The 14,749-nt window shown below is 62.2% G+C and carries 10 protein-coding genes; 4 read left to right on the plus strand and 6 right to left on the minus strand.

The window, feature by feature from the left end; genetic code table 11:
* Positions 1-12 precede the first annotated feature (12 nt).
* Complete coding sequence (gene orn / locus IG168_RS17050; RefSeq protein WP_193165806.1) at positions 13-552, minus strand: oligoribonuclease; 540 nt, start codon at positions 550-552, stop codon at positions 13-15.
* A 117-nt stretch (positions 553-669) separates the two neighbouring features.
* Here orn and rsgA point away from each other — a divergent pair, with 117 nt between their 5' ends.
* The 4 genes from rsgA (at position 670) to IG168_RS17070 (ending at position 4,668) form a co-directional block, all read left to right on the plus strand.
* Complete coding sequence (rsgA, locus tag IG168_RS17055) at positions 670-1,704, plus strand: small ribosomal subunit biogenesis GTPase RsgA (RefSeq protein ID WP_193165807.1); 1,035 nt, start codon at positions 670-672, stop codon at positions 1,702-1,704.
* A gap of 2 nt (positions 1,705-1,706) precedes the next feature.
* Positions 1,707-2,501, plus strand: a complete 795-nt coding sequence (locus IG168_RS17060; protein WP_193165808.1) for a sulfurtransferase — start codon at positions 1,707-1,709, stop codon at positions 2,499-2,501.
* A gap of 45 nt (positions 2,502-2,546) precedes the next feature.
* Positions 2,547-3,407 carry an archaetidylserine decarboxylase gene (gene asd, locus IG168_RS17065; protein ID WP_193165809.1) on the plus strand — a complete coding sequence of 287 codons (861 nt, stop codon included), beginning with the start codon at positions 2,547-2,549 and terminating at the stop codon, positions 3,405-3,407.
* Between the two features lie 61 nt (positions 3,408-3,468).
* Positions 3,469-4,668, plus strand: a complete 1,200-nt coding sequence (locus tag IG168_RS17070) for an MFS transporter (RefSeq protein ID WP_193165810.1) — start codon at positions 3,469-3,471, stop codon at positions 4,666-4,668.
* 32 nt (positions 4,669-4,700) lie between these two features.
* On the opposite strand, the gene IG168_RS17075 is transcribed toward IG168_RS17070, so the two are convergent.
* The 5 genes from IG168_RS17075 to aroB all read right to left on the minus strand — a co-directional run bounded on the left by IG168_RS17075 (position 4,701) and on the right by aroB (position 14,710).
* On the minus strand, positions 4,701-6,071 hold the full coding sequence (locus tag IG168_RS17075) for an HD-GYP domain-containing protein (protein ID WP_193165811.1): 1,371 nt from the start codon (positions 6,069-6,071) through the stop codon (positions 4,701-4,703).
* 167 nt (positions 6,072-6,238) lie between these two features.
* Positions 6,239-7,318: a uroporphyrinogen decarboxylase gene (gene hemE, locus IG168_RS17080; protein WP_193165812.1), complete on the minus strand. Its 1,080-nt coding sequence runs from the start codon at positions 7,316-7,318 to the stop codon at positions 6,239-6,241.
* Positions 7,319-7,436: 118 nt separating this feature from the next.
* Complete coding sequence (locus IG168_RS17085; RefSeq protein ID WP_193165813.1) at positions 7,437-8,855, minus strand: FAD-dependent oxidoreductase; 1,419 nt, start codon at positions 8,853-8,855, stop codon at positions 7,437-7,439.
* Between the two features lie 12 nt (positions 8,856-8,867).
* Positions 8,868-13,316 (minus strand): glutamate synthase large subunit, encoded by a 4,449-nt coding sequence (gene gltB, locus IG168_RS17090; protein ID WP_193165814.1) that lies wholly within the window; start codon positions 13,314-13,316, stop codon positions 8,868-8,870.
* A gap of 308 nt (positions 13,317-13,624) precedes the next feature.
* Positions 13,625-14,710: a 3-dehydroquinate synthase gene (gene aroB / locus IG168_RS17095; protein ID WP_193165815.1), complete on the minus strand. Its 1,086-nt coding sequence runs from the start codon at positions 14,708-14,710 to the stop codon at positions 13,625-13,627.
* Positions 14,711-14,749 lie beyond the last annotated feature (39 nt).

Below are 14,749 nucleotides of genomic sequence, written 5' to 3' on the forward strand. Positions count from 1 at the left end.
ACACCCCAGAGGTCACACGCGGAAGAAGTGCTCGCGGTAGTGCTTCAGTTCATTGATGGAGTCGCGGATATCGTCCAGCGCCAGATGGCTGCTGTGTTTTTTCACTCCATCCAGCACATCCGGGCGCCAGCGCCGCGCCAGCTCTTTGACCGAGCTGACATCCAGGTTGCGGTAATGGAAATAGGCCTCCAGCTGGGGCATATAGCGCACCAGGAAGCGGCGGTCCTGGCCGATGGAATTGCCGCACATGGGCGACGCGCCCTCCGGCACCCACTGGCGCAGGAAATCGATAGTCTCCCGCTCCGCCTCGCGCTCGGAAATATTGGACTCACGCACCCGCGCCACCAGCCCGGATCCACCGTGCTGCTCGGTATTCCAGTCGTCCATGGCATTCAGCAGGGCGTCGCTCTGGTGCACGGCCATGGTCGGCCCCTCGGCGAGAATATTGAGCTTCGAATCCGTCACGATGGTGGCGATCTCGATAATGCGCTCTTTTTCGGGATCGAGACCGGTCATCTCCAGGTCGATCCAGACCAGGTTGTTCTGATCCACGGCGGGTCGTCTCCTTAGGCTTTCGTGGCAAGTTACCGCATTGGACCATCGTTGCAAGCTATAATCCGCCGCGAACAACGTACCGCCCCATGCTAAAGGGGCTGTCAGAGCCCCCGAATGAGCAAACGCAAACTGAACCGGCGCCAGCAGTGGCGCGTCGAGAAAATCCAGCAGGAACGCGAAGCCCGTGCGCGCAAGCGCGCCGAGTCGGCCGAGCAGGCGCTGGAGGAAGGCGACCTCGGCGCCGAGCAGACCGGGCTGGTGATCGCCAACTACGGCAGCCAGGTGCTGATTGAGAGCGAGAGTGACGCCGAACTGCGCCAGCGCTGCCACCTGCGCGCCAATATCGACACCCTGGTAACCGGCGACCGCGTCGCCTGGCGGCCAGCCGTCGGCGAGAGCAGCGGCGGCTACGGCGTGGTCGGTGCGCGCCTCGAGCGCCACTCGGAGCTGCAGCGTCCGGACCGCTACGGCGATCTGAAGACTGTGGCCGCCAATATCGACCGCATCCTGATCGTCATCGCGCCCTATCCGGAACCCTTCGCCAATGCCATCGACCGCTACCTGGTCGCCGCCGAGACGACGGAAATACCGCCGCTGCTGCTGCTGAACAAAATCGACCTGATCGACGACAGCAATCGCGCGGCGTTAGAAGACCTGCTCGAACCCTACCCGCGACTGGGTTACCCGGTATTGCGCCTATCGACCAAAACCGGGGAAGGCCTGCCGCAGCTGCTCGAAACCCTCGCCCAAGGCGCCAGTGTTTTCGTGGGCCAATCCGGTGTCGGCAAATCGTCACTGGTCAATGCACTGTTGCCCAGTGCCGGCGCGCGCACCGGCGCCCTGTCGGAAGCCACCCAGAAAGGCACCCATACGACTACGGCAGCGGAACTCTTTCACCTGCCCAGCGGCGGCGATCTGATAGACTCCCCCGGCATTCGCGAGTTCGGCCTCTGGCACATGGAAGAGCAGGCCCTGCTGGAAGGGTTTGTCGAGTTCCGTCCGTTTATCGGCCACTGCCGCTTCCGCGACTGCCGCCACCAGGGAGAACCCGGCTGCGCCATCAACGAGGCACTGGCCCGCGGCGATATCAGCCAGCGCCGCATGAACAGCTTTTTGCACCTGCGCAACAGCCTGGAATCGGAGAATTGATTTTGGATTTGATTATTGAACCGGAAGCGCTGGCCGCGCAGCTCGAGCGCGAAGACCTTTTAATTGTCGACCTCAGCAGCCCGCAGAACTATGCCAGCGGCCATATCCCCGGCGCCCTGCATCTGCCATTCCAGGCACTGCTCGCGGGCACCCCGCCGGCACCGGGCAAACTGCCGAGTACTGAAAGGCTGACCGAAGTGTTCCGCGCGATCGGCCTGCGCCCGGAACATCACGTGGTCGCCTGCGACGACGAGGGCGGCGGCTGGGCCGGTCGCTTCCTGTGGACCCTCGAAGTCATCGGACACAAGAATTACAGCTACCTGAATGGCGGCATGCACGCCTGGCGCGGTGCGGGACTGCCGCTGACGACGGAAGCGGCGACGCCGACGCCCAGCGATATCGATATTACCGTCGACTCAGCGCCGACGATGGATGCCGACGCTATCCAGCAGCACCTGGGCGAAGGAAACTTCCTGGTCTGGGATGCGCGCTCGCCGCAGGAATACACCGGCGAGAGAATCACTGCGATGAAAGCGGGCCATATTCCCGGCGCAGTGAACTGCGAGTGGACCCAGTTGATGGATCCGCAACGGGACCTGCGCATCCGCACCGATGCGCGCGAATTCCTCGCCGCGCTCGGTATCAATGAAAACCAGAAAATCGTCACCCATTGCCAGAGCCACCACCGCTCGGGCTTTACCTGGCTGGTGGGCAAATCCCTGGGATTCGATATCGCGGCCTACCCCGGCTCCTGGAGTGAATGGGGCAACCTGCTCGATACTCCGGTCGAACAATAATCTCTACCAATCCAATATTAAGGCGCCTGAATTCTGGCGAAATCTATGCACCCTAAATTATTTATCGCACTACAGTACCTGACCCCGCAACGGGCGCTGTCGCGCGCCGCCGGCTGGCTGGCAGAAACGCGCATCAAGTGGATCAAGGATCCGTTCACGCGCTGGTTCGTGGACAAATACGAAGTCAATATGGACGAGGCCGAGCAATCCGACTGCACCGCCTTCGCGACCTTTAACGACTTTTTCACTCGCGCGCTGAAAGATGACGCCCGCCCAATCGTCGACGGCAATCACACCCTCGCCTGTCCGGCCGATGGTGCCATCAGCCAGCTGGGAGAAATTCACAACGGCAGGGTTTTTCAGGCCAAGGGTCACGACTACAGCCTGCTGGAATTGGTGGGCGGCGACCCGCAGGTTGCGGCGCAGTTCACCGGCGGTCACTTCGCCACCGTGTACCTGTCGCCGAAGGACTATCACCGCGTGCATATGCCCATTGCCGGCACCCTGAAGAGCATGACCCATGTTCCCGGCCAGTTGTTCTCGGTCAATACCGTGACTGCGGAAAATGTGCCGCGGCTGTTCGCCCGCAACGAGCGCGTGGTCTGTATTTTCGAGACCGCCGCAGGCCCGATGGCAATGATTCTGGTCGGCGCAATGATTGTCGCCAGCATCGAAACCGTCTGGGCCGGACTGGTGACACCTCACCAGCGCCGCGTGCGCACCACCGAGTACGGCGACGCCGCCCCCATTCACCTGGAGAAAGGTGCGGAAATGGGCCGCTTCAAACTCGGGTCGACGGTTATCATGCTGTTCGGCGCCGACAAAGTGCGCTGGCTCGAATCGCTGGGGGCCGAAAGTGCCGTGACCATGGGCGAGCACTTCGGCGATACGCAGCTGACCGTATAACTCCCCGATACCGGGCGGAGCACTTGTCCGCCCGGCAATCCCTTCACCTGAACGGCTTCCAATGTTTCCCGCTTTTATTCGCCACAACGCGAACCTCGCCTTCTACGCCCTCTTCGCCGTGGCCGCATCCGGGTTCGGACAGACGTTTTTCATCTCCATTTTTGGCGGCGCGCTGCGCGCCGAATTTGCCCTCAGCAATGCCCAATACGGCGCCATTTACAGTGGCGCAACCCTGGCGTCGGCACTGGCATTACTGTTTTGCGGCGGACTGGTGGATCGCTGGCCGCTGCGCCCCGTTACCGCCGGAATCGTACTGCTGTTGACCGCCGCCTGCCTGGCGATGGCCAGCGCTTCCGCCGCCTGGATGCTGTTACCCGGTTTTTTCCTGCTGCGTTTTGCCGGCCAGGGCTTTATGACCCATCTGGGCATGACGACAGCAGGCCGCTATTTCAGCGACAACCGCGGCAAGGTCATCGCGATGGCGGCACTCGGGTTTCCGCTGGCCGAGGCACTGCTGCCCACCGGTGGCGCGCAGCTGATTCACTGGAGCGGCTGGCGCACGGCCTGGCTCGCCGCGGCGGCCATTCTCCTGCTGCTGGTGCTGCCAACCCTGCTATCCCTGGCACGAACACCAGACCGGCAGAACAGTGGCACCGTCGAGAGCTCCGATAGCGACGGCGACTTTACCCGCGCGCGCGTACTGCGCGACCCGGGCTTTTACCTGCTGCTACCTGCGGCGCTGATGACGCCCTTCGTGGTCACCGCCCTACTGTTTCACCAGGGCGCTATCGGCGAGTATCGCGGCTGGTCACTGACCCTGATGGCAGGCGCTTTCGGCGGCTACGCACTTGGCCACCTGCTGATGCTGTTTCTCGCCGGCGTACTGGTGGATCGCCTTGGCGCCCAGCGCAGCCTGCCGCTGGCCCTGCTGCCGATGATCGCCGGTCTGATGTTGCTCGCTCTGTGCCGGGGGGACTGGGTTCCCTATGCCTACCTGCCCCTGATCGGCATTACCCAGGCCGGCAGCGGCACCGCCGCCAGCGCCATGTGGCCGGAGCGGTACGGCAGCCGGCACCTAGGCGCCATCCGCGCGCTGTCACAGGCCGCGATGGTACTGTCGACGGCGATATCCCCGCTGCTGGCGGGGCTGCTGCTGGATAGGGGGATCGGCGTCGGCACCCTGGCGACGATGCTGGCCGCACTGGTGCTGCTGGCGGCAGTAATGGCCCTCACTGTCGCACCTGCGGTGAGAAGAAACTGAAAGGGAGGGAAGTCACCCGACCGGGGTGGGAATCAGCGTTTCAACAGACCTGCAAAGAAGGAAGGCAGCCGCTGACGGCTGAACAGGTAGCTGTCGCGCACTGCCGCCACATCCACCTGGGGATAACGGCCGGGCTCCACATCCTTGAGAATGGTGATCTTGTCCTGCGGCGCGAGCTTGCCGCGCTCGATCAGCTTGTCCTTGCGATCGTCGTCCTCGGCCATATCCAGTAGCCTGGGCTCTAGTAGCAACTGCTTGTCACTATCCAATACCACCATGACCCTCGGTTTCAGGCGACGCGCATGGGTCTGCTCCAGCACCACGGCCACCTCACCGGTGGATAGCTCTACCTGGGTGCCGGTCGGATAGAGTCCGATGGACTGGATGAACTCAACCACCAGCTGCTCCTGGTAGGCGATTCCACGCAGGTCGTAGAGCTTCGCCACCGCCCGCGACGGGGCCACCGGATACTCGACACCGCGGGGATTGGTGGCTTCATCATAGAAAGTCACGATACCGCACATGCGCGCAAGCACCGGGATCTTGTCGCCGCGGAGGCCGTGCGGGTAACCGCTGCCGTCGTGCTGTTCGCGGTGACAGCGGACAATATTGACGACCTGCGGGTCCAGCTGCGGATCGGCGGCTAGTAGCCGCACGCTGTGCTCGACAAACTTGCGGTATTCCAGCTCGGTGCGCGGATCGCGCTTGGCTGCCTGCAACACTTCGTCCGGCAACATCAGCTTGCCGACATCCTTCAGCAGCGTTGCTACGCCCAGCTGCACCAGCGCATCGCGCCGCAGGCCGATATGACGGCCAAACACCACCGCCCAGATACTGGCACGAATGGAATGACTGTAGGTGTGTTCGTCTTTTTCCCGCACTCGCGCCAGCCAGGCGAAAGCGTCGGGGCAGCGCAGCACGCTGTCGACCAGATGCTCGACCGCACCATTGATCTGGCGCACCGGAAGCGGTTTTTCACTACCGATCTGCACCATGACCTCGCGCAGGCCTTTCGCGATATCTCCGTAGAGCTTGCGCGCCTTGCCGGCTTCTTTGCGCGCCGGCTCCGGTGGCGGATAGGCCTGGTGGCTCACCTGCACCGGGCGGCAGGGGATTGCCACGACTTCGCGCGCGGCGCGACGCTGGCGGGAGGTACCAGTACCGGGGAGGGAGGCACCAGCGCGGGTAAGACGGCGCAACTGCACACCGGCGTCGCCGACGGTCTTGACCACATCGATGTAGACGAAGCGGCAATATTTCTGCAGCTGGCGGATTTCTTCCAGATCGCGGATATAGAAGCCCTGCAGCGCAAACGGCGTTCGTGTCCAGGGTCGGTCGAGCCTGGACACAAACATACCGCGCTGAAGGTCTTCTACAGAGACTTTTGCCTGTTCAATCGCCACGTTGGATTAGTGTGCCGCCGTTTGTTCTTGCTTTTTTGAACTGCGCCTCGGTATGGGAAATTCGACGGGCGCAGGCATTCATTTATAGCACGCTAGTCTACCTGCTATAACACAGCAATTTTGTGAACTGCGTCACGGAATTTTCGGCAGACTCGCCCAACCCTCGATCATGCGTGATATTGAGGCGAAAGTTCGATAACAGCCTCGATCATCGCTCGCGCATGCTCTGGATCCACTTTCGGTGTGATACCGTGGCCGAGATTGAAAATATGCCCGCTGCCATGGCCGAAGGCCTGCAGGATGGCACCCACCTCGGCGCGGATGCGCTCCGGCTTAGCATACAGCACCGCCGGATCGAGATTGCCCTGCAGGGCTACCCGATCTCCAACCCTCGCCCGCGCCACGCCGATATCGGTAGTCCAGTCGAGACCCAGCGCGCTGGCGCCGCTTTCAGCCATCGCCTCCAACCACTGCCCCCCGCCCTTGGTAAACAGGATGGCCGGCACCGAGCGGCCATCGGCCTCCTTGATCAACCCGGCGACGATGCGCGCCATGTACTGCAGCGAGAACTCACGGTAGGCGCCATGACTCAGCGCACCACCCCAGGTATCGAAAATCTGTACCGCTTGGGCGCCGGCGCGAATCTGTGCATTCAGATATGCGGTTACCGAATCCGCCAATACCCCCAACAGCTGGTGCATCAGCTCCGGCTGGTTGTAGAGCATTTCCTTGCAGCGAGCGAAATCGCGGCTGGAACCACCTTCGATCATATAGGTGGCCAGTGTCCAGGGGCTGCCAGAAAAACCGATCAGCGGTACACGCCCATTCAGCTCACGGCGAATTGTGGATACAGCATTGGTCACATAGTCGAGATCACGCTCGGTATTCACCACCTCGAGCCGCTCGATATCGGCGGCGCTGCGCAGCGGTTTGCGGAATTTGGGACCTTCGCCCTCTTCAAAATAGAGGCCCAGGCCCATGGCGTCGGGAATGGTGAGGATGTCTGAAAACAGAATCGCCGCATCCAGAGGGTAGCGCTCAAGCGGCTGCAACGTCACTTCGCAGGCCAGCTCGGTATTGCGGCACAAATCCATAAAGCTGCCGGCCTGGGCGCGGCTGGCGCGATACTCGGGCAGGTAGCGCCCGGCCTGGCGCATCATCCACACCGGCGTGCGGTCCACGGGCTGACGCAGCAGCGCGCGTAGGAAACGGTCGTTTTTTAGTTCGGAGGGCTTGGATTCAGACATGCAATGAGTACAACGAGCTGGCCAAAAAGGCGGCTATTGTACGGGGGCAGACGCGTCGGGGCCAGCCGGACGGAGCCGGGGGGGCGCAAACGCCCACCGCTCTTACCCGACTAAAGCGTTACACATCCAGAAAGTCGAGTATGCCCTCGGCGGCCTGTCGGCCTTCCCAGATGGCGGTGACCACCAGATCGGAACCGCGCACCATATCGCCGCCGGCAAAGACTTTTTCATTGGTAGTCTGGAACTTGAATGGCTGCTCTTCCGGTGCGACGACGCCACCCCAGTCGGCCACATCAATATTGTGCTCGCCAAACCACTCCGCCGGGCTCGGGCGGAAACCGAAGGCCACCAGCACGATATCCGCGGGAATGATTTCTTCGGAGCCCGGTACCACCTGCGGGCGGCGGCGACCGTTTTCGTCCGCCTCACCCAGCTCAGTGGTAACCACTTTGACGCCAGTCGCCTGGCCATCACCGACGATCTCCACCGGCTGGCGATTGAACAGGAAGCGCACTCCCTCTTCCTTGGCATTGGCCACCTCGCGGCGGGAACCCGGCATATTTTCCTCGTCGCGACGATAGGCACAGGTGACGCTGCGGGCACCCTGGCGGATCGAAGTCCGGTTGCAGTCCATGGCGGTATCGCCGCCGCCCAGCACCACGACGCGCTTGCCCTCGACAGAGATAAATTCTTCCGGGTTTTTCTCCCAACCCATGTTGCGGTTTACGTTGCCCACCAGGAACGGTAAGGCATCGTGGACGCCCGGCAGGTCCTCCCCGGGGAAGCCACCCTTCATGTAGTTGTAGGTACCCATGCCCATAAATACGGCATCGTAATCGTTCAGCAATTCTTCAAAACCGATGTCCTTGCCAACCTCGGTATTGAGGCAGAACTCGACCCCCATCTCGGTAAAAATCTCGCGACGCTGCTGCATTACGGATTTTTCCAGCTTGAATTCCGGGATGCCGAAAGTAATCAGGCCACCAATTTCCGGGTACTTGTCAAATACGACCGGCTGCACTCCGTTGCGAATCAGCACATCGGCACAGCCCAGTCCGGCCGGACCGGCACCGATCACCGCCACGCGCTTGTCGGTCTTCTTCACGTGACTAAGGTCCGGGCGCCAGCCGAGCGCAAAGGCAGTATCGGTGATGTATTTTTCCGCGTTGCCAATGGTCACCGCACCGAAACCGTCATTGAGCGTACAGGCACCCTCACACAAACGATCCTGCGGGCACACGCGGCCACAGACTTCCGGCAGCGTGTTGGTCTGGTGACACAACTCCGCCGCCTCCATGATGTTGCCGTCGCTGATCAGCTTCAGCCAGTTCGGGATGTAGTTGTGCACCGGGCACTTCCACTCGCAATAAGGGTTGCCACAATCCAGGCAGCGGTGCGCCTGGCTGGCCACCTGCCGCTCGCTGAACGGCTGGTAGATTTCCACGAACTCGTTGGTGCGGGTAATGATGTCTTTTTTCGCCGGATCCATACGGCCGACGTCGACAAACTGAAAGTCGTTATTGAGTCGCTGTGTCATATTCGTTCCCCCTTACTCGCCGCGCTTGCGTACATCGGACAGCAGACCGGCGAGGCTCGCCGCCTTGGGTTTTACCAGCCAGAAGCGGCTCAGGTAATCGTCGAAGTTATCCAGCAACTCCGCACCCCATTCGCTGCGGGTCTCCGCGGCATATTCCTCGATCACCTCGCGCAGATGGCTCTGGTAGGGCTCGAGTGACTCGCTGCTGATACGGCGCAGCTCGATCAACTCGTGATTGCACTTGTCGAAGAAGTTCCGCTCTAAGTCCAGTACATAGGCAAAACCGCCGGTCATGCCCGCGCCGAAGTTGACCCCGGTGTCGCCGAGTACGGCGACCATACCGCCGGTCATGTATTCGCAGCAGTGATCGCCGGCCCCTTCCACGACGGCGAAGGCTCCGGAGTTGCGCACACCGAAGCGCTCGCCGGCCCGGCCCGCGGCAAACAGCTTGCCGCCGGTCGCACCGTACAGGCAGGTGTTGCCGACAATGCTCGTGTCTTGCGAGGCGAAGGCGCTGTTCTGTGGCGGGCGGATCACCAGCTTGCCGCCGGCCATACCCTTGCCCACGTAGTCGTTGGCATCCCCTTCCAGATACATCTCCAGGCCGCCCGCATTCCAGACACCGAATGACTGGCCGGCGACCCCTTTCAGGTGCAGCTTGACCGGGGCTTCCACCATACCCTGGTTACCGTGGCGTCTGGCGATCTCACCGCTGAGGCGCGCACCGATCGAACGGTCGCAGTTGGTGACCTGGTAGCTGAACTCGCCACCGGACAGCGTCTCGATAGCCGGCAACATCTCCTCGACCATGCGCTCCGCCAGCGCACCCTTGTCCCAGGGATCGTTGTGCGGGATCTGGCAGGTCTGCGGCTTGGTCTGCAGCAGTTCGTCGGTGTGCAGTAGCGGCGACAGGTCCAGCTTCTGCTGCTTCGCCGTCTCTCCCTCGAGCGCCTGCAACAGATCCACACGGCCCACCAATTCTTCCATGGTGCGCACGCCCAGCCGGGCCATCCATTCGCGGGTTTCCTCGGCGACAAACTTGAAGAAATTCATCGCCATCTCGACGGTGCCAATATAGTGCTCGTCGCGCAGGTCCTTATTCTGGGTGGCGACACCGGTGGCGCAGTTGTTCAGGTGGCAGATACGCAAGTACTTACACCCCAGCGCCACCATCGGCGCAGTGCCGAAGCCGAAACTTTCGGCACCTAGCATCGCCGCCTTGACCACATCCAGGCCGGACTTGAGGCCGCCATCGGTCTGTACCCGCACCTTGTCGCGCAGGTCATTGGCGCGCAGGGTCTGGTGGGTTTCCGCCAGGCCCAGCTCCCACGGGGAGCCGGCGTAGCGGATCGAGGTGATCGGGCTGGCGGCAGTGCCGCCGTCGTAGCCGGAAATGGTGATCAGGTCCGCGTAGGCCTTGGCCACCCCTGCGGCGATAGTGCCGACACCCGGCCGCGACACCAGCTTAACCGACACCAGCGCGTCCGGGTTGACCTGCTTCAGGTCATAGATCAGCTGCGCCAGATCCTCGATGGAGTAGATGTCGTGGTGCGGCGGCGGCGAGATCAGGGTCACGCCGGGTACCGAGTAGCGCAGTCGCGCGATCAGCTCGTTGACCTTGCCACCGGGCAGCTGGCCGCCCTCGCCCGGCTTGGCGCCCTGGGCCACCTTGATCTGCAGCACTTCGGCATTCACCAGATAGTGCGGCGTCACCCCGAAGCGGCCGGAGGCCACCTGCTTGATCTTGGACACCTTGTCGGTGCCGAAGCGAGCCGGATCTTCGCCGCCCTCACCGCTGTTGGAGCGTCCGCCGAGGCGGTTCATCGCCTGGGCCAGGGATTCGTGAGCCTCCGGCGACAGGGCGCCAAGGGACATGGCCGCGGAGTCGAAACGACGCAGGATTTTTTCCGCCGGCTCCACTTCTTCCAGCGGGATCGGCTGCAGGTCGTCTTTCAGTGCCAGCAAGTCGCGCAGGGTCGCCACCGGGCGCTTGTTGACGAGTTCGGCGTAGTCGCGCCAGGCCGAGTAGTCGCCGGTGCGCACTGCCTGCTGCAGGGACTTCACCACGTCCGGGTTAAACGCGTGGTACTCCTGGCCGTAGACAAATTTGTGCAGCCCGCCCGGCGATACCGGCTTGCGCGGCTTCCACGCGAGTTTGGCGCGGGCGGCGGCGTCCTCCTGCAGGTCGGCGAAGCCTGCCCCCTGGATGCGGCTGGGCGCACCGGGAAAGCATAGATCCACCACATCGCGGTCGAGGCCCACCAGTTCGAACAGCAGCGCGCCGCGATAGGAAGCGACGGTGGAAATCCCCATCTTCGACAGGATTTTCAGCAGGCCCTTGATGATGCCGTTGCGGTAGTTCTTCTGCGCCTCGGCGGCGTCCAGCAACAGCTCGCCGGTTTCGATCAGGTGGTTGATGATGCTGTAGGAAAAATACGGGTGCACCGCGGTGGCACCGACGCCGACCAGACAGGCAAGCTGGTGCGAGTCGCGGGCGCTGGCGGTGTCGACCACGATATTGGAATCGCAGCGCAGGCCGGCATGCACCAGGTGATGGTGCACGGCGCCGGTGGCCAGCAGGGCATCGATCGGTAGGCGATCCTCGCGGATATGCCGGTCGGACAGCACAACGATGACGCTACCCGCGCGCACCGAGGCTTCGACATCGGCGCAGAGTTTCTCGATCGCCGCCTTCAGATCAAGCTGCGCCGGGTCGTAGTTCAGGTCGAATATTTTCGCCTCGAAACCGGGGCGGTCGAGCTCCAGCAGGGCGGTGTACTTCATATGCGACAGCACCGGTGACGACAGGATCACCCGGTCGGCATGCTCCGGTGTCTCCTCGAATACCGACTTCTCGCGGCCGAGGCAGGTCTCCAGTGACATCACCACGGTTTCCCGCAGCGGGTCGATCGGCGGGTTGGTGACCTGGGCGAACTGCTGGCGGAAGTAGTCGTACAGTGAGCGGTTGTGACGGGACAGTACCGCCATCGGCGTGTCATCGCCCATGGAGCCGACGGCCTCCTGGCCGGCTTCGGCCATCGGACGCACGACCGAGTCCCGCTCTTCCATCGAGGAACTGAACAGCTTCTGGTAGACCTTGAACTGCTCGTAGGAAAAATTGTTGTCGACCGGCGCAGTGACCAGAGTCGAGCGAATGCGCCGCGCCTTATCTTTCAGCCAGCGCTTGTAGGGCTGTGAGCGCTTGAGCTTGTCGTCGATATCGGCGGTGTGCAGCAGCTTGCCCTCGCGGGTATCCACCGACAGCATTTGGCCGGGACCCAGACGCCCCTTGGCGACCACGTCTTCCGGTGCATAGTCGTAGGTACCGATCTCCGACGCGACCGTAATGATGTCGTCTTTGGTAATGACCCAGCGCGACGGCCGCAGGCCGTTGCGATCCAGGGTACAGACGGCGTAGCGGCCGTCGGTCATGACCAGGCCGGCGGGGCCATCCCAGGGCTCCATATGCATGGAGATATATTCGTAAAACCCGCGTAGATCCGGATCCATGCTCTCGACATTCTGCCAGGCCGGCGGCACCAGCATGCGCACGGCGCGGTGCAGCTCCATACCGCCGGCGATCAGCATTTCCAGCATGTTGTCGAGGCTGGAGGAATCGGATCCCTCGCGGTTGACCAGCGGGGCCAGCTCGGAAAGCTCCGGCAACAGCTCGCTGGCAAACTTCGGTGTGCGGGCCACGGACCAGTTGCGGTTGCCGGTGATGGTGTTGATCTCGCCATTGTGCGCCAGCAGGCGGAACGGCTGCGCCAGCGGCCAGCGCGGCATGGTATTGGTGGAAAAGCGCTGGTGGAAAACGCAGATGGCAGTTTCCAGGCGCGGATCCGCCAGCTCCGGAAAGAACTTTGGCAGGTCTGCCGGAATCATCAATCCCTTATACGAGAGCACACTGGTGGACAGGCTGGCGATGTAGACGCCCTCACCCAGCTGCTGCTCGGCCTTGCGGCGGGCGACAAACAGGCGCGCATTGAAGCGGGCCTCGCCGAGCGGTTCCGCGGCGTCATTGATCAGCAAGTGCTCGAATCGGGGCAGAGATTCTTTGGCAATCGGGCCGAGACACTCGTTATTGGTGGGCACCGGTCGCCAGCCGACGACGCACATGCCCTGGGCCTCCAGCTCGCCGGCGAGAATGTCGCGGGCAGCCTGCGCAGCCGCCTCGTCCAGGGGCAGCATGATGGCACCCACGGCGTAGGCATCGGTCAGCTCGGCGCCGAACAGGTCCCGGGCTTCCGCGCGCAAGAAAGCGTCCGGTTTCTGCAGCAGCAGGCCGCAGCCGTCACCGGTCTTGCCGTCAGCGGCGATACCGCCGCGGTGCGTCATGCAGGTCAGCGACTCGATGGCCGTCTGCACGAGCTTGTGACTGGTCTTGCCTTTCAAATGCGCGATGAGGCCAAAACCGCAGTTGTCCTTGAACTCATCCAACCGATACAGACCGCTACCCATAGAATTCCTCATCGTTATCGTTTGAAGCTCGCGACATGCAGCGCGACCGCTGCGTCGCAAACTAGCCAGACGTGCCGTTGGCGCCACCATACCCCACGGACAAAAAAAGCCCGCTGGCGGGCTTTTTTTATTGAATTTGTTATATCCCGGGTTTTCCTCGGGGGCGCGCAATGTTACTTGCGCCCCCCTGGAATTGCAAGGTTTGGCAGATTTATCTTCTGCCAATAACCCAAGAAACAGGCTTATCTTCTTTTTGGGAACAGTATCGCGAAATAGTCCTCAGCTTGCCTGTATTTTTGGGCTGACGGTCATACCGCGCCACAGCGCTGCAGCGCCTCGACGAGCTGGTTCTCTGGAGTGTCGTCGACGATTTCCGCATCGCCGAGCGCCCCGAGCAATACCAGGCGCAGGCGACCATCGAGCACTTTTTTATCGACGGCCATGGCGTCGACAAACTGCGCCACCGTCATACCCTCGGGCGCCCCACAGGGCAAGCCGGCAACCTCAAGCAGCGCCCGAATCCGTCCCACCAGGGCCATATCGATACTGCCGCGCAACGCCGACAGCTCCGCCGCCATCACCATGCCCGCAGCAACTGCCTCGCCGTGCAACCAGCTGCCATAGCCCTGTACCGCCTCAATCGCATGGCCAAAGGTGTGACCAAAATTCAAAATAGCGCGGCGACCGGATTCGCGCTCGTCTTCGGCGACAACCGCCGCCTTATCTCGACAGCTGCGCTCCACGGCATAGGCCAGCGCCTCGGGATCCCGCTCGAGCAGCCGCAGCATATTGGTTTCCAGCCAGCCGAAAAATGGCGCATCGCAAATCAGGCCGTACTTGATCACTTCGGCGATTCCGGCCGCCAGCTCTCGTTCGGGCAGAGTCGCCAGTGTATCCATATCCGCAAGGACCAGTTTCGGCTGATGGAAGGCGCCGATCATGTTCTTGCCCAGGGGGTGATTGACGCCGGTCTTGCCGCCGACGGAGGAATCTACCTGCGAGAGCAGGGTGGTGGGAATCTGAATGAAATCGACGCCGCGCTGGTAGCAGGCGGCGGCAAAGCCCGTCATATCGCCGACGACACCGCCGCCGAGCGCAATCAGCGTCGTGCTGCGGTTGTGGCGCTTTTCAAGCAGGAGGTCAAAGATGCGATTGACGGTCTCGAGCGTCTTGAACGCTTCGCCGTCCGGCAGTTCTACCACATCCAGCTTGTCGAAGCCGGGCAGCCCCTGCAGCAGCCTGGCGAGATAGCGGGGCCCAACGGTCTCGTTGGTGACCACGCAGACCTGTTTGCCGCGAATATAGGGCAGCAGCTGCTGCGAATCACCCAGTAACTTTGAGCCAATGACGATGGGATAACTGCGTTCTCCCAGCTCCACATTCAGACAGTGCACGGCGCCCTCCGATTGGCTAGTTTGCGCTTTTGCGGGAAG

Source organism: Microbulbifer hainanensis (genome assembly GCF_014904735.1).
Lineage (GTDB): Bacteria > Pseudomonadota > Gammaproteobacteria > Pseudomonadales > Cellvibrionaceae > Microbulbifer > Microbulbifer hainanensis.